Below are 19,510 nucleotides of genomic sequence, written 5' to 3'. Positions count from 1 at the left end.
GAAAACACCTGCCGAAGCACTGAATGAGTATCTAAAGTCTGTACAACAATCCAGTGTTGCGACGACCAGTTGAATCCGCCTTGCGATCCCTGGTCCGAGTGGAATAGCAGATCCGAAGGCCTGCCACGCTGCTCGTAAGCCATATCCAGCGCTTTGATCACCAGCTCAGCGTCTGGCTTTTCCGACAGCGCCCAGCCCACGATCCGACGCGTACAAAGATCCAGGACGACAGCCAGGTAATGCCACTTTCCTTGCGCCCAAATGTAGGTGATATCGCCGCACCAGACTTGATTGGGCGCTGGCACGTCGAACTCGCGGTTCAATGTGTTCGGGATATCCAGTCTTTCTACTGTTGCTCGTTTGTAGGCATGGGAGCCGGGTTGTTTGCTGACTAAATCAAGCTCGCGCATCAAGCTGCGCACTTTGAATCGACCGATCTGCTCACCGTCTTCACGCATCAGCGACAAAATGCTGCGACTGCCCGCAGCACTGCGACTTTGTGAGAACAGCTCACTGACACGACTACGCAATCGAAGCCGTTCAACATCGGGTGAGCGGCGCCGCAGGCGCTGGGCGTAGTAACACGAGCGAGTGACGTCAAACACCTTGCACAGCCAATCAACCGGCTCATGGGCGCTCAACTGGTCAATCAGCGCGAACGCTCGTGATCTTCCGACATCAAGAGCGCGGTAGCCTTTTTTAATATGGATTTCTCTCGCTCAAGCCGAGCGATCCGGGCCTCCAGCTCCTGAATTTTTTGCTGTTCCGGCGTCAGCGCCTTGCTCTGCGGGGTGATGCCTTTATGTTCTTTCTGAATCTGGTCAACCCAGCGGCGCAATGCTGACTCACCAATGCCGAGTGAACGGCTGGCTTCGATGTAGCTGTAGTTTTGTTTGAGCACGAGGTCGGCAGCCTCGCGCTTGAATTCAGGAGTAAAGGAGCGGCGTTGTTTGGTCATCTGACACCTCGATCTGGCGAGCATTCTCGCCTAAATGGGTGTCCGGTTTCATTAGACCACTACAGACGGGCCGACAGCTGGAACAGGCTGATTCGGCGAACAGCATTGCGCATCTTGAGCAATCGTGTTCCCGTCAAATCGGTGACGTGTTCCTGCACTGAAAGCCCCGGTTTTAAAGGGATTCAACCATTCTGGAACACCTTGAACACCAAGAACACGGGATTTTACGGAGGTATGGAAAGACATCATCACACTGCCTTGCCGAAGGCAGCTTGAATGACGTTCCCTTTTTCCAGACCATCAAGATAATCGGCATACCATTGCATCATCGTCGTGCGCTGCTCCAAATATTGCGCCTTGTTGTATACCCCGCGCACACCAGGCGCTTTATGGCTGAGCTGCGCCTCAACGTGATCAGAGACAAAACCATGCTCGTTTAAAATTGTGCTGGCGATATGGCGGAAGCCGTGACCCGTCTGACGGCCCTCATAGCCCAGGCGCCGTAACGCCATCAAAAACACAGTGTCACTGCGTGGCTTCGTACGGTCGCTTCTGCCGGGAAACAGCAGCGCGTAACTGCCGGTAAGCCCCTGCAGCTGTTTCAACATATCGACCGCTTGCCGACATAGGGGCACCAGGTGCTCCCGTCCTTTCTTGCGGCCCTTCCGCTCAATAGGGATCGTCCAAAGCTTCTTTGAAAAATCAAATTCTGACCAGCAGGCTTCGCGTAACTCGCTGGGACGAACAGCGAGCAGGGTTAGAAGACGTAAGCCGAGTTGAACGTCTGTGGCATGAGGGTAGGACCGGATTGCACGTAGCAGGGCTGGTAGTTCATCGATACTGACGTGAGCGTAGTTTTCAGCCTTCCCCGATGCCAAGAACTTGTGGACACCCTCTAACGGATTATTCACGGCCCTGCCTGTCACTCGGGCCAGGTCGTATACATCCTTGCAATAAGCTCTGACACGACTCATCTGTTCAAGAATGCCTTGCTGTTCGAGGCCGCGCAGCAGATCCATCCACTCCATGGAAAGAATGCCCGAGTATGGTCGCTTACCAAAAGTTGGGAATACGTGGCGTTCAAGAGCACCCATGATGCGTTTAGCGGTGCCTGCGTCCCATGACCCGTTTCTGGAAGCGTGCCACTCTCGTGCCAACGATTCGAAAGTGTTGTTGCTGGTGGCCTGCTCAGCAGCTATGCGCGCCTGTTTGGTGGCGATAGGATTTTTACCTTCGGCTGCGTCAGTGCGTAGTTCGGAAGCTTTCTGGCGGGCAAGGGCGCCGCTTACCTCAGGGTATCCGCCTAGCCCCAGCCAGCTCCACTTGCCTACCGGCGTTTTGTAACGCAGCTGCCAGGACTTCTGGCCGTCAGGTTTCACACGGAAGTACAGCCCGTTCCCATCCTGCTCCCTGTACTCCTTGCTGTCAGGTTCAAGGCTAGCCAGGGCGGTGTCAGAAAGTGGGCGGCGCTTGATCTCTGAGCGCTTCATGGGCTTGTATCCCCTCGGTTCGATTTTTCATCAAGGATACACAGGGGGATACACGGCGGGAAGATATAGGGGTAGACAAAGAGATACAGCCAGAAACAAGAAAGCCCGCACAGGGCGGGCTTCTTGGGGTTGTTTAGAGACTCATGGAGACATCTGTAAACAGGTACTTGGTGGCTACACAGGGACTTGAACCCCGGACCCCAGCATTATGAATGCTATGCTCTAACCAACTGAGCTATGTAGCCAAGTGGCGCGCATTATTCGCTCAGATCAAAGATGTGTCAAGCATCTCTTTAAAGATTTTACGCGTGTGATCAATCGGTTAGGGTTTTTACGTACTCATTCCCTATGTAGCGCTGTGCTCTCGTCACCTTAGTGACAGTTTTGCCGAGCGCCCTGAGTGATTTTGCCCCACTTTCGTGCATTTCTTATGCACCGTTCTTGTTCGCGCGCCCATTTAGATGGCTTCTTGCTATCGGTCCGTTTCTTGCTTATGCCAGCCACATACGCTTGTTCCAACGCGGGGCATTGATGCGTCTGCAAGATACCGCCCATCGCTCCTCGACACAGGGGACAGGCGGTGGTCGTTTTTGAATCAAAGACATGGCATTTTGCCGGTAAGAATGTGAGGCAACGTCTATCGTGGTCACGAGCTGCGGCAGGGGTTGTCCGTGAGGAGTAGTCGGACATGCAAAGTCTTTTGTCGCCAGGTATCCGCCTGCTTGGACGTTTCGGGTTTGCACGCAAGTTTCAGGTGCTTTTCTTTCTGTTCATGCTGCCGCTGGCTGGCAGCCTGTGGATGATCGGACAGGACTACCGAGGCAAGCTGGCAGTGATTTCCGGCGAACAGTCCGGCGCTCGCCAGTTGTTGGCGCTGGAGGGGCTGGATGCGCAATTGACCGCGCAGCGCAATCTCGCCGCCCGCTGGAAAGCCGCTGACATCCTGCATGACCCCACCCCGGCCGCGAAAGCCGCCATGGCCGCGCTCGATGCTGCCAACCCGACACTCACTCAAACCCTGGCCAAGTTGGGCGATGAACTCAAGGCATATAAGGCTAGCCCGGACACCATGGCTCGTTACCAGTCCCTGCTGGCCTTGGTCAAAGGCATGGATTCGGAGTCGCTGCGCACGATCGGCTGGTGGCCCGATGGTTACGACCGTTTCACCTCCGCGCTGACGGCGTTGCAGAGCTTGCGCGAGCAGATTGCCATGGACAGCGGCCTGATCCTCGACCCTTGGCTTGAGACTTATTTGCTGATGCAGGTCGCGACTCAGCAGACTCCGGACCTGATCGAGCGCGTTGGTCGCATGGCCAGTATCGGTCAATCGTCGATCGCGTCCGGGCAGTTCTCCCTGCAAAGCCGCTTGCAGATGCGTGATCTGCGCGGTCGTATCGGGGATGCGCGCGATCAACTGGTCAAGGCGGTGGCGTCGCTGCAAGCCAAGGCTTATCCAGGCATGGAGAGCTGGGCCCGCCAGTACAACGACAGCCTCCAGCGCCTGGACAGCGAGCTGAAGGTGCTGGATGACGGCGTCTTCGGTGGCACGATCAAACTCGACACAGTAGCGTTCGAGCGCAGTGTCGACGGCACCCTGGAAGCCCTCGCTGCATTGCGCAATCAGTCGCTGACCGCACTGGACAGTCGCCTGGATTACTACCACGACCGTGCGATCAAGCAGTTCATCCCGGTTGCCGCGACGTTCAGCATTCTCGCGCTGGCTGCGTTGTATTTGTTCATGTGCCTGCAGGCCTCGATTCGTCGCAGTGCCAAAGGCATCACGACCCTGGCCGAGTCGCTGCGTGACGGTAATCTGTGCGTTGAAGTGGCCGTGGAAGGGCGCGATGAGCTGGCCGCGATCAGCACTGCTTTGAACGTGGCGGTCGTGCAGCTGCGCACCAGCCTGCTGGGTGTGAATCACGAAACCCAGCAGTTGGGTTCGGCGGTCCTGACGCTCAATTCCCAGTCCGGCAGCACTCTCAACGAGGTCGAGGATCAGCAGCAACAGATCAGTCAGATCGCTGCGGCCGCGACGCAATTGGCTGCGACTTCCCTGGGCGTTGCCAAAAGCTGCGAGGAGGCTTCCGGCAGCGCGCAGCAGACGCGCCGGATTGCCGAGGACAGCAGCCGCGACAGTCAGCGCACTACGGCGAGCATCCAGCAGCTCAACCAGAAACTGACCGACACTGCCAACGCGTTGGGCAAGGTCAGCGAGCAGGGCCAGCAGATCCAGTCGGTGGTGGACACCATTCGCGGGATTGCCGAGCAAACCAACCTGCTGGCGCTCAACGCAGCGATCGAAGCGGCGCGCGCGGGTGAGCAGGGTCGTGGCTTCGCGGTCGTGGCCGATGAAGTGCGCAGCCTTTCGCAGCGGACCCAGGCATCCACCGCGCAGATCGCCGGGACAGTCGACAGTTTGCGTTCCACCGTGAGCCAGGCGGTCAGTCTGATGGAAGCGGCGTGCGGCCAGGCCATCACCGACGCACAATCGGTGACTGGCCTGGGCGAACGACTGGGCGAAATTGCCAGCGCGGTGCAGATTGTCACCGACACGCTGGCGCAGATCGCCACCGCCGTGGAAGAGCAGGCTGCAACAGCGGATGAAGTCAGCGGCAATATCCAGCAGGTCGACCAGGCCGCCGGGCGGCTGCTCGACGGCGCGCGGGCAGTGAATCACGCCGCAGACACCCTGAGCAAAGGCAGTCGGGCGCTGAGCGACAATACCTCCAGATTCCAGTTGGGTTAACCCGGGCGCTGTGAGCGAGAGACGCTTTGCAAGACATAAAGCCTTGGCGAAGGGGGAGGGCCATCGATTTTATCCGTGCCCGGGTGTATTGCTGTTTCGAGCGGTTCAGCCCATCGTCTGAGCGTTGCCTTTGAGGGAGAGGCAACGCCGATGAGTCGCAAGGGGCGCTCAGTCCTGTTTCGGTAGATTCGCGGACGTCTGGCCGAACAGGATCTTCTTGCCCTCCTCGGTGACGGTCGCGCGGTTCTGCGATAGCGCCTCACCTTGCGCATAAGCCCTCGCCGTCGCGGGCCGCGCCTGAACAGTAAGGAACCAGCGCTTGAGATTGGGAAAGTCATCCAGGTTCTGTTGCTGACGCTGCCACGGCACGATCCATGGATAAGCCGCCATGTCCGCGATTGAGTAATCATCCCCGGCAATGAACGTGCGTCCTTCGAGGCGCCGATTCAGCACGCCATATAGGCGGTTCGTCTCGTTGACGTAACGATTGATCGCATACGGCAGCTTTTCCGGCGCGTACACACCAAAGTGGTGATTCTGGCCTGCCATCGGCCCCAGTCCGCCCATCTGCCACATCAGCCATTCGGTCACGGTCTTCTTGCCGCGCACGTCGGCAGGCTGGAACTGACCAGTCTTCTCCGCCAGATACAACAGAATCGCGCCTGACTCAAAAACGGTGATCGGCTCACCGCCGTCAGCGGGCGCGGTGTCGATGATTGCCGGCATGCGATTGTTGGGTGAAAACTTTAGAAACTCGGGCTTGAACTGATCCCCAGCACTGATATCGACGGGATGAATGCGGTACGCCAGGCCAGCTTCTTCGAGAAACAGTGTGATTTTGTGCCCGTTGGGCGTGGGCCAGTAAAAGAGCTCGATCATCGGTGTGCCTCCGTCAGAGGAGTAGGAATGGGGGCGGCCGTGCTGCCGGAATCGTCCGCATCAAGCAGAGCCATGACCGGCCTGACGACGCTTTCCAGCAACGAGCGTTGAGGCTTGGCGCGTGCCAGAACGCGAATACCCAGCAACACGCCGAGCAACAGGCGGCCGAGGTCAGCGGCGGGCTGGGCGCGGGAAATGCTGCCGTCGTTCTGACCAGCCTGCACGCAGCGGTGGAAAAAACCTTCTGCGCGGGTCAGGAAGTCATCGATGATCGCCTGCGCATCAGGGGCATCGGGCACGGCTTCCAGGGCCGAGTTCACCATCAGGCAGCCGCGATGCAGTGAGTCATTCATCGACCGATCGATGACCTCCACGAAAAACATCTCGATCGCCTGGCGTGGTGCGAGGGTGCTTTCAAGCCGGATGACGCGCTCGCCGAAGCTGCGTTCGAGGTAGTGCTCCAGCGCCCGGCGATACAACGCGCGCTTATCGCCGAACGCGTTGTAGACGCTGGCGCCGGTGATCCCCATGCAGTCGATCAGATCGCGCATTGATGTTGCCTCGAAGCCCTTGCCCCAGAAGCACTGAATCGCGGCATCGAGCACGATTTGTTCGTCGAATTCTCTTGGCCTTGCCATTGCTGATTTCCTTTTGGTGCACACGCAGGCGTTGCGCGCTGCTCCACAGTTCGCCTAATCTAAAACAATCGTTCTAAAACGCAAGACCGTTTTCTTTCTCGACCCACGTCCACAAGAGATGAACGCCATGATCCGTTTTTATTTCCATCCGACCCCCAATCCTGCCAAGGTCGCGCTGTTCCTTGAAGAGTCAGGGCTGGCCTACGAACTGGTGCCCATAGACACCAGCAAGGGCGAGCAGCATCGGCCTGAATTCCGCGCCGTGAACCCCAACGGCAAGGTGCCGGCGATCATCGACCCCGAAGGGCCGGGCGGCAAGGAAGTGCGAGTGTTCGATTCCAGCGCGATCCTGCTGTACCTGGGCGAGAAGACCGGGCAGTTCCTGGGAAAACCTGAGGACAGGCCGGAGCTGCTTTCCTGGTTGTTCTTCATCGCGTCAGGGCTGGGGCCGTTTTCCGGGCAGGCCGTGCATTTCCAGTACGCGGCGCCGGAGGGCAATGATTACGCCGTAAATCGTTACCGCCGTGAGATCGAGCGCCACTATGAGGTTCTCGACACGCATCTGGCCGGCCGTGAATACATCGTCGGCGACGAGTACACCCTCGCCGACATGTCCACCTGGGGTTGGCTCATCCGCGCGCCCCGTGTGATGAAGGGCGCAGAAGATGCGCTGGCTGACTTCCCCAATCTCAAACGCTGGTTTCAACGCATCGACGCCCGTCCGGCTGCTGCGAGAGCGCGGGATGTGGGCAAGGAACTGGCGTTCAAGAAAGACCTGGATGAAGAGGCCAGGCGTGCGCTGTTTCCGTCGAATTATCCGAAGGGAAATTGAGTCAGGGCCTTAAAACGCGGCTCAATAAAAAAGCCCCCTGATGGGGGCTTTCGGCGCCGATGTCTGGCTGGTGAGCAGCGCTCTAGACGTTGAAGCGGAAATGCAACACATCACCGTCCTTGACGATGTAGTCCTTGCCTTCCAGACGCCATTTGCCTGCTTCCTTGGCACCGGCCTCGCCCTTGTACTGGATGAAGTCGTTGTAGGCGATGCATTCGGCGCGGATGAAGCCTTTTTCGAAGTCGGTGTGGATTACGCCAGCGGCTTGTGGTGCGGTTGCACCGACGCGGACGGTCCAGGCGCGGACTTCTTCGACACCAGCGGTGAAGTAGGTCTGCAGATGCAGCATTTCGTAGCCGGCGCGGATCACGCGGTTCAGCCCAGGCTCATCGAGGCCCAGGGCTTCGAGGAACATGTCTTTCTCTTCGCCGTCGTCGAGTTCGGCAATCTCGGCTTCGATCTTGTTGCAGACCGGTACCAGCATGGCGCCTTCTTCTTCGGCGATGGCGCGAACCACGTCCAGGTGCGGGTTGTTCTCGAAACCGTCTTCGGCAACGTTGGCGATGTACATGACTGGCTTGGTGGTCAGCAGGTGGAAGCCCTTGATCACAGCCTTCTCATCGGCGCCCATGTTCTTCATCAGGCTGCGCGCTGGCTTGCCTTCGGTAAAGTGCGCGATGAGTTTTTCCAGCAGGCCTTTCTGGACCACCGCGTCCTTGTCGCCGCCCTTGGCGTTGCGCGCGACTTTCTGCAGCTGTTTTTCGCAGCTGTCGAGGTCGGCGAAGATCAGTTCCAGGTCGATGATCTCGATGTCGCGTTTCGGGTCGACGCTGTTGGAAACGTGAATCACGTTCTCGTCTTCGAAGCAGCGGACCACGTGGGCGATGGCATCGGTTTCGCGGATGTTGGCCAGGAACTTGTTGCCCAGGCCTTCACCTTTCGAGGCGCCCGCGACCAGACCTGCGATGTCGACGAATTCCATCGTGGTCGGCAGGATGCGTTTCGGATTGACGATGTCGGCCAGCGCCTGCAGGCGTGGGTCGGGCATGGCCACGATGCCGCTGTTCGGTTCGATGGTGCAGAAGGGAAAGTTCTCCGCCGCAATACCGGATTTGGTCAGGGCGTTGAACAGGGTGGACTTGCCGACGTTGGGCAGGCCGACGATGCCGCAGTTGAATCCCATGGTGTTTCCCCTCGAGTGATGTCAGGCCTTCTGGCTGTGCAGGACGCGCATCGCCTTGGCGAAGTCGCCTGCGAGGACATCCGGCAGCACGCCGAGGGCAAAGTCGATACTGGCTTCCAGTTTTTCCTGTTCGGCGCGCGGCGCACGACCCAGGACAAAATTGGAGACCAGGCTGGCATCGCCGGGATGGCCGATGCCGAGCCGCAGGCGATGAAAGCCGTTCTGGTTGCCGAGCTGCGCGATGATGTCGCGCAGACCGTTATGCCCGCCGTGCCCGCCACCCAGTTTCAGTTTGGCGACGCCCGGAGGCAGGTCGAGTTCGTCGTGGGCCACCAGAATGGCCTGCGGAGGAATCCGGAAGAAACCCGCCAACGCCGCGACGGACTGGCCGCTACGGTTCATGTAGGTGGTGGGAATCAACAGACGAACGTCTTGGCCCTGATGACTGAATTTAGCCGTCAGGCCGAAATACTTGCGGTCAGCGGTCAGATTGACGCGCTGGGCGCTGGCAATACGCTCAACGAAAAGAGCCCCTGCGTTATGCCGGGTCTGTTCGTATTCGGGGCCTGGATTTCCCAGGCCGACGATCAGTTGGATGGCGGTCACGTCAGGGGCTCTTCCTTGGGTCGAGTGTGATGGCGCAAAGCACCATCACGGGTTCAACCGGCGTGCGAGTAATGAATTACTCGGCTGCGCCTTCTTCACCTTCTTCAGTTGGAACGATGCGTGGAGCGTGGACGTTGGCGATAGCCAGGTCGGTACCGTGCGCCAGAGCAACGAACTCAACACCTTTCGGTGCTTTCAGGTCGGACAGGTGAATGTTGTCGCCAACTTCCAGCGCACCCAGGTCAACTTCGATGAACTCAGGCAGGTCTTTAGGCAGGCAGGTCACTTCCAGCTCAGTGGTAGTGTGCGAGATCTCGCCGCCTTTCTTGACCGGAGCTTCTTCGTTGATGAAGTGCACAGGAACGGTTGCAGTCAGCTTCTGGCCCGCAATAACGCGGATGAAGTCGGCGTGCATGATGAACTGCTTGGCAGGGTGACGTTGCATCGCTTTAACGATCACGTTCTGCTTGGCGCCATCAACGTTCAGTTCGATAACGTGGCTGAATGCAGCTTCGTTTTCGAACAGTTTGGCCATTTCCTTGGCTTCGATGGTGATCGAAGCAGCGTCTTTGTTACCACCGTAGACAACGGCCGGAACTTGCTTCGCGTGACGCAGGCGGCGGCTCGCACCTTTCCCCAGGTCAGTACGCGCTTGGGCGTTCAGAGTAAAATCGTTCATGTTGTATCTCCAAAATAGCCATTCCCGAGTGACGTTTGCGACCAGCGCCAACACGGTATGGGCAAAAAAGCCCCGCCCCAACAGTGATTGTTGGGGCGGGGCGCTTTTCGTCAACGGATGATTCGAGAGGGCAGGGCCCTTAACGGAACATCGCGCTGATCGATTCTTCGTTGCTGATGCGACGCATCGCTTCAGCGACTACCGGTGCGATATCCAGTTGACGGATACGGTCACAGGCTTGTGCTGCAGCGGACAACGGGATGGTGTTAGTGACCACCAATTCGTCCAGCACGGAATTTTCGATGTTCTCGATCGCACGGCCCGACAGCACAGGGTGTGTGCAGTAGGCGAAGACCTTGGCGGCACCATGTTCTTTCAAGGCCTTGGCCGCGTGGCACAGAGTGCCGGCGGTATCGACCATGTCATCGACGAGAATACAGGTACGGCCTTCGACGTCGCCGATGATGTGCATCACTTCGGAGTGATTGGCCTTCTCGCGGCGTTTGTCGATGATTCCGAGATCCACGCCCAGGGATTTGGCAACGGCACGTGCGCGCACGACACCGCCGATATCCGGGGAAACGATCATCAGGTTTTCGAAACGTTGGTCTTCGATGTCATCCACCAGAACCGGGGAGCCGTAGATGTTATCTACCGGAATATCGAAGAAGCCCTGAATCTGGTCAGCGTGCAGGTCAACGGTCAGCACACGGTCGATACCGACAACAGTGAGCATGTCCGCAACCACTTTGGCGCTGATAGCCACACGTGCGGAGCGCGGACGGCGATCCTGACGGGCGTAACCAAAGTAAGGGATAACAGCGGTGATACGAGTGGCCGAGGAACGGCGGAAGGCATCAGCCATCACGACGAGTTCCATCAGGTTATCGTTGGTCGGAGCGCAGGTCGGCTGAATAATGAAGACGTCTTTACCGCGAACGTTTTCATTGATCTCAGCGGTAATTTCGCCGTCGGAGAACTTGCCGACAGAGATGTCACCGAGAGGAATATGCAGCTGACGTACGACACGCCGAGCCAGATCGGGGTTGGCGTTCCCCGTAAAGACCATCATCTTGGACACGCGCAGTACCTGGAGGCTTAGGGTATGCCTGGATGACTATAGGAAAATGGCAGGGGCGGCTGGATTCGAACCAACGCATGGCAGGATCAAAACCTGCTGCCTTACCGCTTGGCGACGCCCCTGTATCTGTTGCACGAGTGCCTGACACTCGGTTCTCTTAGAGCAGTGTTTGTAACTTACGGTGCAACATCGAAATGTTGCTTCCTTTCGCCACAAACCCTGTAAGGGTCTCTGTAAGAAGGGCCGAGACTTTATCAGCTTCAGCTTTGTTTGGGAAGGCCCCAAACACACAACTTCCAGTTCCGGTTAATTTTGCTTCGGTAAATTTACCTAACAAATTCAATGCGTTACGAACATCTGGATAACGCCTTGCTACAACCGGTAAGCAGTCATTTCGACTGTTTCCCTTGGGAACGGGGCGCACTTTAATGGGCGGCGTGTCACGTGTCAACAGCTGATCTGAAAAAATTTCTGCTGTACTTACAGATACTTGCGGCACAAGCACGACATACCATGGTTCTTCGGGAGTTACAGGCGTGAGGATTTCGCCGACACCCTCAGCAAATGCGGCGTGTCCGCGCACGAAAACCGGCACGTCAGCCCCGAGCTTGAGCCCCAGCGCCGCAAGACGATCTTCATCCCAGCCCAGTTGCCAGAGATGATTGAGACCCAACAACGTGGTGGCCGCATCCGAACTTCCGCCGCCAATGCCGCCACCCATGGGCAGCACTTTCTTCAACCAGATGTCGACACCCAGCGGCGAACCGGACTGTTCCTTGAGTGCGCGCGCGGCTTTGACGATCAGGTTGCTGTCGTGGGGAACGTCAGGGATTTCCGTCTGCAGGCGAACGTCACCGTCCTCGCGCAGAGCGAAGCTGAGTTCATCGCCGTAATCGAGAAACTGAAAAAGGGTCTGCAGCTCGTGATAGCCGTCAGCTCGCCGGCCGAGAATGTGCAGCATCAGGTTCAGCTTGGCAGGCGCAGGCAGGGTCAGCAGTGGCTGGGACATGATCATTGCCCCAGTTTGCGCGGTTGCCAGTCCTTGACGACCAACGTGACGTCCAGATCCTGACCGTGCAGTTTCATCCGCTCAGGCAGCCAGTAGCCGTTTTGTTCGCTGTAACTCAGGTATTCGATCTGCCAGCCGTCCTGCTCCAGATTGGACAAGCGACTATCGCCGTCCAGGGTCAGGCTGCTTTTGCTGTCGGGGGCGGGCAGGCCGCGGACCCACCAGACCAGATGCGAAACAGGCAGTTTCCAGCCCAATTGATCCTTGAGCAGGGTTTCCGGATCCGGCGCATCGTAGCGGCCCTGATTGGCCACTTCCAGCGAGACCGCGCCAGGCCGACCGGTCAGGCGTGCGGCGCCGCGACCCAGCGGGCCCGAGAGGCGAATGTCGTAGTAGTCCTGACGTTGCAACCAGTACAGCGTGCCGCTGCCGGAGTCTTTGGGGGCGCGAATGCCAACCTTGCCGTTGATTTCCCAGCCGTCGAGGCTGGTGAGCTGTAACTTGTTGGCCTGCCATTTATTGGCGTCGCCCTTGCCCTGCACCGCTTCATCGGAAGTGATACCGGCGCAACCGGCGAGCAGGGCAATCAGACTGAATGCAAGTACGTGGCGCAATAGCATAAATCAAAGAGTCTCGGAGCCGGTCAGGCGTTTGAGGGTGCTGCGCAGGACCGGGCTGTCAGGTTGTTGTTCGAGGGCCTTGCCCCACACTTTACGGGCTTCGCGCTGTTCGCCCTTGGCCCAGAGCACTTCGCCCAGATGCGCGGCAACTTCGTGGTCGGGGTAGCGCTCCAGGGCTTCACGCAGCAGGCGCTCGGCTTCGTCGAGATTGCCCAGGCGATAGTTGACCCAACCCAGGCTGTCGAGCACGGCCGGATCGTCCGGGTTCAGCTGATGGGCGCGTTCGATCAGTTCCTTGGCTTCGGCGTAGCGCGTGGTGCGATCGGACAGGGTGTAACCCAAAGCGTTCAGGGCCATGGCGTTGTCCGGCTCACGCTTGAGGATCGCCCGCAGATCAGCCTCCATCTGCTTCAGGTCGTTGCGTTTCTCGGCCAGCATCGCGCGGGTGTAGAGCAGATTGAGATCGTCCGGGTACTGCTTGAGCGCCTGAGTCAGCACTTGCCAGCCGCGGTCGCTCTGGTTGTTGTTGGCCAGGGTTTCGGCTTCGATCAGGTACAGCTGGATGATGTAATCCGGCTGGTCGGCTCGGGCCTGGGCCAGACGTTTCGAGGCCTCGGCGGTGTTGCCGTTGCTCATCAGAATGTCGGCCTGACGCAGTTGCGCCGGCAGATAGTCGCTGCCCGGCCCGACCTGCGCATATTCGCTGAGTGCGGTTTGCGGGTCGTTGCGCTCTTCATAGATGCGACCGAGGTTCACATGGGCCGAGTCAACGTGGCTGCCACGGGCGACCAGATCCTCCAGATAGCCTTGCGCTTCATCCCATGCCTTGTTTTCCAGGCACACCAGCGCCAGCGAATAGCGCAATTCGTCGTCGTCCGGGTACTGCTGAACGAGGCTGGAGAACTGCACTTTCGCGTCTTCCATGCGGTTCTGTTCAACCAGCATGCGTGCGTACGTCAGGCGCAGGCGTTTGTCGTCCGGGTATTTCTTGATGCTTTTTTCCAGCAGCGGGATCGCTTCCTTGCCACGGTTCATGCTTTGCAGCAGACGGGCGCGCAGCAGAATCGGAGCGACTTCGCCTTCACCCGGCGGATTATCTTCCAGCAGCTTGAGCGAGGCCGCGCTATCGCCTTCCTGTTGTAGCAACAGCGCCTTGCCGAAAATCAGTTGACCGTTTTTCGGGTATTTGGCCAGCAGACGATCGAAGCTATTGAGCAGGCCCTTGCGCGTGTTGGAGTCGGTTTCTGCCGCCGACAGCGCCAGGAAGTCGAAATGGGTATCGCCCTGACCTTGCAGGACCTTCTCCATATAGCGCATGGAGTCGTCATAGCGTCCGGCGCGGGCCAGTTGGATGGCTGCGGCGCGTTGCGCTTCCAGGTTGCTCGGGTCATTCCTGGCCCAGATCAACGAGGTGTCCAGGGCAGCCTGATCGGCGCCCAGGTACTCGGCGATGCGGTAGGCGCGTTCGGAAATCCCCGGATCCTGGGTCTGGATCGCTTGGGTCACGTAGTTGTCCAGCGCAATGTCGAAACGATTGCGTTGCCCGGCGAGTTCGGCGGTCAGTAGGCTGACGACCGTTTCCTGGGTGAACGAACCATAAACCTGCGGCTTGGCTTCAGGCGTGGGCGTCGTTTCTTCCGTCGAAGCAGCAGGCTCCGTGGAAACGGGGGCCGTAGACTGACAGCCACCAAGAACGACAAGGGCAAGGAACAACGCGGAGGATTTATTCATATAAGAGAGAGGGCGGCTTACCTGCGGTTTGAAAGCATCATGACACAAGGCAGGGAGCAAACCCACAGCCCACTTGAAAACCCGGACCCGCCGTTTACAGCCCGCGCTTGGACATTTTGTCGCAGGTGCATGGCTGCAAAGCGGATCTCTATAGGGACAATAGACTGTCCCGGACGTTCTGAATGTATTGCGGTGGTTGTTCTGAATCTATTGAAGTAGGACAATTGCCGGCTTCACGTCACCATCAGCGACCTTGAATGGCCTTTCTTGCTCTGGGTATCAACCATAAGACTGCATCAGTGGATGTCCGCGAGCGCGTGGCATTTACCCCTGAGCAGCTGGTTGAAGCATTGCAGCAGCTTTGCCGCCTGACCCAGAGTCGCGAGGCAGCTATCCTGTCGACCTGCAATCGCAGCGAGCTTTACATAGAGCAAGATCAGCTGACCGCCGATGTAGTGCTGCGCTGGCTGGCCGATTATCACCACCTCAACATCGACGAACTGCGCGCCAGTGCCTATGTGCACGAGGAAGACGCGGCCGTGCGCCACATGATGCGCGTGGCCTCGGGCCTGGACTCCCTCGTGCTGGGTGAGCCGCAGATTCTCGGTCAGATGAAATCGGCGTACGCCGTGGCGCGCGAAGCCGGAACCATCGGCCCGCTACTTGGCCGGTTGTTTCAGGCGACCTTCAGCGCGGCCAAACTGGTGCGCACCGATACCGCCATTGGTGAAAACCCGGTTTCCGTGGCCTTTGCCGCCGTCAGCCTGGCCAAGCAGATCTTCAGCGACCTGCAACGCAGTCAGGCCTTGCTGATCGGTGCCGGGGAAACCATCACGCTGGTCGCCCGGCACCTGCACGACCTGGGGGTCAAGCGTATCGTGGTCGCCAACCGGACGCTGGAGCGCGCGAGCATCCTGGCCGAAGAGTTCGGCGCCCACGCGGTGCTACTGGCCGATATCCCGGCGGAACTGGTCAATAGCGACATCGTCATCAGTTCCACGGCCAGCCAGTTGCCCATTCTCGGCAAGGGCGCGGTGGAAAGCGCGCTCAAGCTGCGCAAGCACAAACCGATCTTCATGGTGGACATCGCCGTCCCGCGTGACATCGAGCCGGAAGTCGGCGAGCTTGACGACGTTTACCTGTATACCGTGGACGATCTGCACGAAGTCGTCGCCGAAAACCTGAAGAGTCGTCAGGGCGCAGCCCAGGCCGCCGAGGAACTGGTGAGTGTCGGCGTCGATGATTTCATGTCGCGTCTGCGCGAACTGGCGGCGGTCGATGTGCTCAGGGCCTATCGTCAGCAAAGCGAACGTCTGCGCGACGAAGAGCTGCAAAAGGCCCAACGCATGCTCGCCAACGGCAGCAACGCCGAAGATGTATTAATGGCGCTGGCACGCGGCCTGACCAATAAATTAATGCATGCGCCAAGCGTGCAACTGAAAAAGCTGTCCGCCGAAGGCCGCGTCGATGCGCTGGCCATGGCCCAGGAACTCTTTGCCCTCAATGAGGGCTCCACGGATAAACCCCCGCAATGAAAGCTTCACTGCTCAATAAGCTGGACGTGCTCAGCGATCGATTCGAGGAATTGACCGCGCTGCTTGGCGATGCCGAAGTCATTTCCGACCAGACCAAATTCCGCGCCTACTCCCGTGAGTACGCCGAAATCGAGCCCGTGATCCAGGCGTACAAGCAACTGCAGAAAGTGCAGAGTGACCTCGAAGGCGCGCAGGCGCTGCTTAAGGACAACGACCCCGACATGCGCGAAATGGCAGTCGAGGAAGTGCGCGAAGCCAGGGATCAATTGGTGCTGCTGGAAGGCGATCTGCAGAAGATGCTGCTGCCCAGGGACCCCAACGACAGTCGCAACGTGTTTCTGGAAATCCGCGCCGGCACCGGTGGCGATGAAGCCGCGATCTTCTCCGGCGACCTGTTTCGCATGTACTCGCGTTACGCTGAGCGTCGCGGCTGGCGGGTCGAGATCCTGTCCGAGAACGAAGGCGAACACGGCGGCTTCAAGGAAGTCATCGCCCGTGTAGAAGGCGAGAATGTGTACGCAAAGCTGAAGTTCGAGTCCGGCGCGCATCGCGTGCAGCGTGTTCCCGAGACCGAGTCCCAGGGTCGGATCCACACCTCTGCCTGCACCGTCGCGGTGTTGCCAGAGCCTGACGAGCAGCAAGCCATTGAAATCAACCCGGCGGACTTGCGCATCGACACCTACCGCTCCTCTGGTGCGGGTGGGCAGCACGTGAACAAGACCGACTCGGCGATCCGCATTACGCACTTGCCGACCGGTATCGTCGTCGAATGTCAGGAAGAACGTTCCCAGCACAAGAACCGCGCCCGGGCCATGGCCTGGTTGTCGGCCAAGCTCAACGACCAGCAAACCGCTGCGGCCGCCAATGCGATCGCCAGTGAGCGTAAATTGCTGGTGGGTTCGGGCGATCGTTCGGAACGTATCCGCACGTACAATTTTCCACAGGGGCGAGTGACGGATCATCGCGTGAACCTGACCTTGTATTCGCTGGATGAAGTTTTGGCCGGCGGGGTCGATGCAGTGATAGAACCGTTGCTCGCCGAGTATCAGGCAGACCAACTTGCGGCACTGGGTGAGTAAATGACCATCATCGCCAGCTTGTTAAGAAACGCTGAACTGCCGGATTCTCCGACAGCCCGTCTGGATGTCGAACTGCTGTTGGCGGCCGCCCTGGGCAAGCCGCGTAGCTTTTTGCACACCTGGCCTGAGCGTATTGTCAGCACCGAAGCCGCTCAGACGTTCGACGGCTATCTGCAGCGTCGTCGCGCTGGCGAGCCGGTGGCGTACATTCTGGGGCAGCAGGGCTTCTGGAACATCGACCTCGAAGTCGCGACGTACACGCTGATTCCTCGTCCGGAAACCGAAATGCTGGTGGAAACCGCATTGGAGTTGCTGCCCGGCGCGATCCCTCATCGTTTACTCGACCTAGGCACCGGCACGGGCGCCATTGCCCTGTCGCTGGCCAAGGATCGGCCGCAGTGGAACGTGACGGCAGTCGATCGGGTGCAAGAGGCTGTCGCGCTGGCCGAGCGCAATCGCCAGCGTCTGCATCTGGACAATGCCCAGGTACTGACCAGCCATTGGTTCAGCGCAGTGGAGGGCCGGCGTTTCGACCTGATCCTGAGCAACCCTCCTTATATAGCTTCCAACGATCCGCACCTGGTCGAAGGCGACGTGCGTTTCGAGCCGAGCAGCGCGCTGGTGTCCGGCTCGGATGGCCTGGATGACCTGCGTCTGATCGTCTCCCAGGCGCCTGCACATCTGGAGCCCGGTGGCTGGTTGCTGCTGGAGCATGGCTACGATCAGGGCGCGGCGGTGCGTGAGTTGCTCAGCCGTCATGGTTTCGAGCAGATCCAGACCCGACGCGATCTCGGCGAACACGAACGCATTACCTTCGGGCGCGTGCCGTGCTGAGCGACGAAGAACTGCTGCGCTACAGCCGGCAGATCCTTGTGCAACAAGTCGATATCGCGGGGCAGTTGCGCCTCAAGCAGAGTCGCGCGCTGATCGTCGGCGTTGGCGGCCTGGGCTCGCCGGTGGCGCTGTACCTTGCGGCTGCCGGGGTCGGTGAGCTGCATCTGGCGGATTTCGACACGGTCGACCTGACCAACCTGCAACGCCAGATCATTCACGACAGCCAAAGCGTGGGGCAGAGCAAGGTCGATTCGGCGATCACCCGTCTGACGGCAATCAATCCCGAAATCACGCTGGTGCCCCATCGCGCGGCACTGGATGAAGATTCGCTGGCGGCTGCCGTTGAGGCTGTGGACCTGGTGCTCGATTGCTCGGACAATTTCGCCACCCGCCAAGCGGTGAACGCAGCCTGTGTTGCGGCGGGCAAGCCGCTGGTCAGTGGCGCGGCAATTCGTCTGGAAGGGCAGTTGTCGGTGTTCGACCCGCGCCGCGCCGAGAGTCCGTGTTACCACTGTTTATACGGTCACGGCAGCGAAAGCGAACTGACCTGCAGCGAAGCAGGGGTCATCGGGCCGTTGGTAGGGCTGGTGGGCAGCCTGCAAGCGCTGGAAGCCCTGAAGCTGTTGGCCGGATTCGGCGAGGCGATGGTCGGCCGCCTCCTGTTGATCGACGCCTTGGGTACGCGCTTTCGCGAGCTGAAAGTCAAACGTGATCCGGGTTGCAGCGTCTGCGGCGCAGCCCATGAATAAAACGGTCGAGCATGGCTAGAGACAGCGACGCGCCTGTTGGGGTTTTCGATTCCGGTGTCGGCGGATTGTCCGTGCTGGGCGAGATCCATCAGTTATTGCCCAACGAATCCCTGCTCTACGTTGCCGATTGCGGGCATATTCCCTATGGCGAAAAGACCCCGGAGTTCATTCGCGCGCGTTGTGTCGCCATCGCCGAATTCTTTCGTGAACAGGGCGCAAAAGCCTTGGTGCTGGCCTGCAATACCGCGACCGTCGCGGCCGTCGCCGACCTGCGCGAGCGTTATCCGGACTGGCCCTTGGTTGGTATGGAGCCTGCGGTCAAACCGGCAGCGGCGGCCACGCGAAGTGGCGTCGTCGGCGTACTGGCGACGACAGGCACCTTGCAGAGCGCTAAGTTCGCAGCCTTGCTGGACCGCTTCGCCGCCGACGTTAAGGTGATCACCCAACCCTGTCCCGGCCTGGTGGAGCTGATTGAAACCGGTGATCTGGCAAGCCCGGTCATGCGTCAGTTATTGCAAGGCTATGTCGACCCGCTGCTCGCTGCGGGCTGTGACACCATCATTCTCGGCTGCACCCACTATCCCTTCCTCAAGCCGCTGCTCAGCGAAATGCTCCCGGCGTCCATTTCCCTCATCGATACCGGCGCCGCGGTAGCCCGCCAATTGCAGCGGTTGCTCAGCCAGCGCGAGTTGCTGGCGAGCGGTCGGCCTCATCCGACTCAATTCTGGACCAGCGGCGATCCGGCCAATTTCAGAAAAATCCTACCTTTGTTGTGGAAAAAATCTGACAGTGTGCGAAGCTTCGTTTCGTGAAAAAAACGTGAATAGCACTGGTCCCGGCTGAACTAAAGCTCACCGTCAG

17 protein-coding genes, 2 tRNA genes and 1 pseudogene are annotated in these 19,510 nt (G+C 59.1%); 7 read left to right on the top strand and 13 right to left on the bottom strand.

From position 1 onward, the window contains the following. Positions 1-74: 74 nt before the first annotated feature. From CE491_RS10100 to CE491_RS10090, 3 genes and pseudogenes are all read right to left on the bottom strand, one after another. A pseudogene (locus tag CE491_RS10100) lies at positions 75-958 on the bottom strand (IS3 family transposase); the annotation flags it as partial. Positions 959-1,206: 248 nt separating this feature from the next. Beyond that, positions 1,207-2,448 carry a tyrosine-type recombinase/integrase gene (locus tag CE491_RS10095; RefSeq protein ID WP_110948214.1) on the bottom strand — a complete coding sequence of 414 codons (1,242 nt, stop codon included), beginning with the start codon at positions 2,446-2,448 and terminating at the stop codon, positions 1,207-1,209. Positions 2,449-2,616: 168 nt separating this feature from the next. After that, positions 2,617-2,693: transfer RNA gene (locus tag CE491_RS10090), tRNA-Met, on the bottom strand. A gap of 443 nt (positions 2,694-3,136) precedes the next feature. Here CE491_RS10090 and CE491_RS10085 point away from each other — a divergent pair. Next, the gene (locus tag CE491_RS10085; RefSeq protein WP_110948213.1) at positions 3,137-5,194 is read left to right on the top strand and encodes a methyl-accepting chemotaxis protein; all 2,058 of its coding nucleotides are present in this window, start codon (positions 3,137-3,139) and stop codon (positions 5,192-5,194) included. A 168-nt stretch (positions 5,195-5,362) separates the two neighbouring features. Here CE491_RS10085 and CE491_RS10080 read toward each other — a convergent pair whose 3' ends face one another. Beyond that, entirely contained in the window at positions 5,363-6,073 is a 711-nt protein-coding gene (locus CE491_RS10080; protein WP_110948212.1) for a glutathione binding-like protein, read from the bottom strand. Next, positions 6,070-6,711: a TetR/AcrR family transcriptional regulator gene (locus CE491_RS10075; RefSeq protein ID WP_110948211.1), complete on the bottom strand. Its 642-nt coding sequence runs from the start codon at positions 6,709-6,711 to the stop codon at positions 6,070-6,072. Before CE491_RS10075 ends, CE491_RS10080 begins: the two co-directional genes overlap by 4 nt. Positions 6,712-6,838: 127 nt before the next feature. On the opposite strand from CE491_RS10075, the gene CE491_RS10070 reads away from it, so the two are divergent. Continuing rightward, on the top strand, positions 6,839-7,543 hold the full coding sequence (locus tag CE491_RS10070) for a glutathione S-transferase family protein (RefSeq protein ID WP_110948210.1): 705 nt from the start codon (positions 6,839-6,841) through the stop codon (positions 7,541-7,543). An 82-nt stretch (positions 7,544-7,625) separates the two neighbouring features. On the opposite strand, the gene ychF is transcribed toward CE491_RS10070, so the two are convergent. The 8 genes from ychF to CE491_RS10030 form a co-directional block, all read right to left on the bottom strand. Beyond that, entirely contained in the window at positions 7,626-8,726 is a 1,101-nt protein-coding gene (gene ychF / locus CE491_RS10065; RefSeq protein WP_110948209.1) for a redox-regulated ATPase YchF, read from the bottom strand. 21 nt (positions 8,727-8,747) lie between these two features. After that, positions 8,748-9,332 carry an aminoacyl-tRNA hydrolase gene (gene pth / locus CE491_RS10060; RefSeq protein ID WP_110948208.1) on the bottom strand — a complete coding sequence of 195 codons (585 nt, stop codon included), beginning with the start codon at positions 9,330-9,332 and terminating at the stop codon, positions 8,748-8,750. A gap of 76 nt (positions 9,333-9,408) precedes the next feature. After that, the gene (locus tag CE491_RS10055) at positions 9,409-10,011 is read right to left on the bottom strand and encodes a 50S ribosomal protein L25/general stress protein Ctc (protein ID WP_110948207.1); all 603 of its coding nucleotides are present in this window, start codon (positions 10,009-10,011) and stop codon (positions 9,409-9,411) included. Positions 10,012-10,150: 139 nt separating this feature from the next. Further along, positions 10,151-11,092 (bottom strand): ribose-phosphate pyrophosphokinase, encoded by a 942-nt coding sequence (locus CE491_RS10050; RefSeq protein WP_037018241.1) that lies wholly within the window; start codon positions 11,090-11,092, stop codon positions 10,151-10,153. Between the two features lie 47 nt (positions 11,093-11,139). After that, positions 11,140-11,214, bottom strand: a tRNA-Gln gene (locus CE491_RS10045). A 35-nt stretch (positions 11,215-11,249) separates the two neighbouring features. Beyond that, positions 11,250-12,101: a 4-(cytidine 5'-diphospho)-2-C-methyl-D-erythritol kinase gene (gene ispE / locus CE491_RS10040; protein ID WP_110948219.1), complete on the bottom strand. Its 852-nt coding sequence runs from the start codon at positions 12,099-12,101 to the stop codon at positions 11,250-11,252. A gap of 2 nt (positions 12,102-12,103) precedes the next feature. After that, on the bottom strand, positions 12,104-12,721 hold the full coding sequence (lolB, locus tag CE491_RS10035) for a lipoprotein insertase outer membrane protein LolB (protein WP_110948206.1): 618 nt from the start codon (positions 12,719-12,721) through the stop codon (positions 12,104-12,106). A gap of 3 nt (positions 12,722-12,724) precedes the next feature. Further along, entirely contained in the window at positions 12,725-14,452 is a 1,728-nt protein-coding gene (locus CE491_RS10030) for a tetratricopeptide repeat protein (protein ID WP_110948205.1), read from the bottom strand. 257 nt (positions 14,453-14,709) lie between these two features. On the opposite strand from CE491_RS10030, the gene hemA reads away from it, so the two are divergent. The 5 genes from hemA to murI are packed head-to-tail and all read left to right on the top strand — an operon-like array spanning position 14,710 to position 19,461. Next, positions 14,710-15,987, top strand: coding sequence for a glutamyl-tRNA reductase (hemA, locus tag CE491_RS10025; RefSeq protein WP_110948204.1), 1,278 nt, complete (start codon positions 14,710-14,712; stop codon positions 15,985-15,987). Continuing rightward, positions 15,984-17,066, top strand: coding sequence for a peptide chain release factor 1 (prfA, locus tag CE491_RS10020; protein ID WP_110948203.1), 1,083 nt, complete (start codon positions 15,984-15,986; stop codon positions 17,064-17,066). The genes hemA and prfA overlap by 4 nt, the downstream gene beginning before the upstream one ends. Continuing rightward, positions 17,067-17,900, top strand: coding sequence for a peptide chain release factor N(5)-glutamine methyltransferase (gene prmC / locus CE491_RS10015; protein ID WP_110948202.1), 834 nt, complete (start codon positions 17,067-17,069; stop codon positions 17,898-17,900). Next, complete coding sequence (locus tag CE491_RS10010) at positions 17,894-18,649, top strand: molybdopterin-synthase adenylyltransferase MoeB (protein WP_110948201.1); 756 nt, start codon at positions 17,894-17,896, stop codon at positions 18,647-18,649. Before prmC ends, CE491_RS10010 begins: the two co-directional genes overlap by 7 nt. A gap of 11 nt (positions 18,650-18,660) precedes the next feature. After that, on the top strand, positions 18,661-19,461 hold the full coding sequence (gene murI, locus CE491_RS10005) for a glutamate racemase (protein WP_110948200.1): 801 nt from the start codon (positions 18,661-18,663) through the stop codon (positions 19,459-19,461). Positions 19,462-19,510: the final 49 nt, after the last annotated feature.

Source organism: Pseudomonas bohemica, from assembly GCF_002934685.1.
Lineage (GTDB): Bacteria > Pseudomonadota > Gammaproteobacteria > Pseudomonadales > Pseudomonadaceae > Aquipseudomonas > Aquipseudomonas bohemica.
The sequence above is the reverse complement of the archived record's forward strand: the minus strand, read 5'-3'. Positions and strand labels throughout refer to the sequence as shown.

Bases quoted from the DNA above. Each gene is read 5' to 3' on its own strand.
- CE491_RS10075 (WP_110948211.1), bottom strand. From the start codon at position 6,711: ATGGCAAGGCCAAGAGAATTCGACGAACAAATCGTGCTCGATGCCGCG.
- CE491_RS10070 (WP_110948210.1), top strand. From the start codon at position 6,839: ATGATCCGTTTTTATTTCCATCCGACCCCCAATCCTGCCAAGGTCGCG.
- CE491_RS10055 (WP_110948207.1), bottom strand. From the start codon at position 10,011: ATGAACGATTTTACTCTGAACGCCCAAGCGCGTACTGACCTGGGGAAA.
- prfA (WP_110948203.1), top strand. From the start codon at position 15,984: ATGAAAGCTTCACTGCTCAATAAGCTGGACGTGCTCAGCGATCGATTC.
- murI (WP_110948200.1), top strand. From the start codon at position 18,661: ATGGCTAGAGACAGCGACGCGCCTGTTGGGGTTTTCGATTCCGGTGTC.
- hemA (WP_110948204.1), top strand. From the start codon at position 14,710: ATGGCCTTTCTTGCTCTGGGTATCAACCATAAGACTGCATCAGTGGAT.
- ychF (WP_110948209.1), bottom strand. From the start codon at position 8,726: ATGGGATTCAACTGCGGCATCGTCGGCCTGCCCAACGTCGGCAAGTCC.
- lolB (WP_110948206.1), bottom strand. From the start codon at position 12,721: ATGCTATTGCGCCACGTACTTGCATTCAGTCTGATTGCCCTGCTCGCC.
- CE491_RS10085 (WP_110948213.1), top strand. From the start codon at position 3,137: ATGCAAAGTCTTTTGTCGCCAGGTATCCGCCTGCTTGGACGTTTCGGG.
- CE491_RS10080 (WP_110948212.1), bottom strand. From the start codon at position 6,073: ATGATCGAGCTCTTTTACTGGCCCACGCCCAACGGGCACAAAATCACA.
- CE491_RS10095 (WP_110948214.1), bottom strand. From the start codon at position 2,448: ATGAAGCGCTCAGAGATCAAGCGCCGCCCACTTTCTGACACCGCCCTG.
- ispE (WP_110948219.1), bottom strand. From the start codon at position 12,101: ATGTCCCAGCCACTGCTGACCCTGCCTGCGCCTGCCAAGCTGAACCTG.
- CE491_RS10030 (WP_110948205.1), bottom strand. From the start codon at position 14,452: ATGAATAAATCCTCCGCGTTGTTCCTTGCCCTTGTCGTTCTTGGTGGC.
- prmC (WP_110948202.1), top strand. From the start codon at position 17,067: ATGACCATCATCGCCAGCTTGTTAAGAAACGCTGAACTGCCGGATTCT.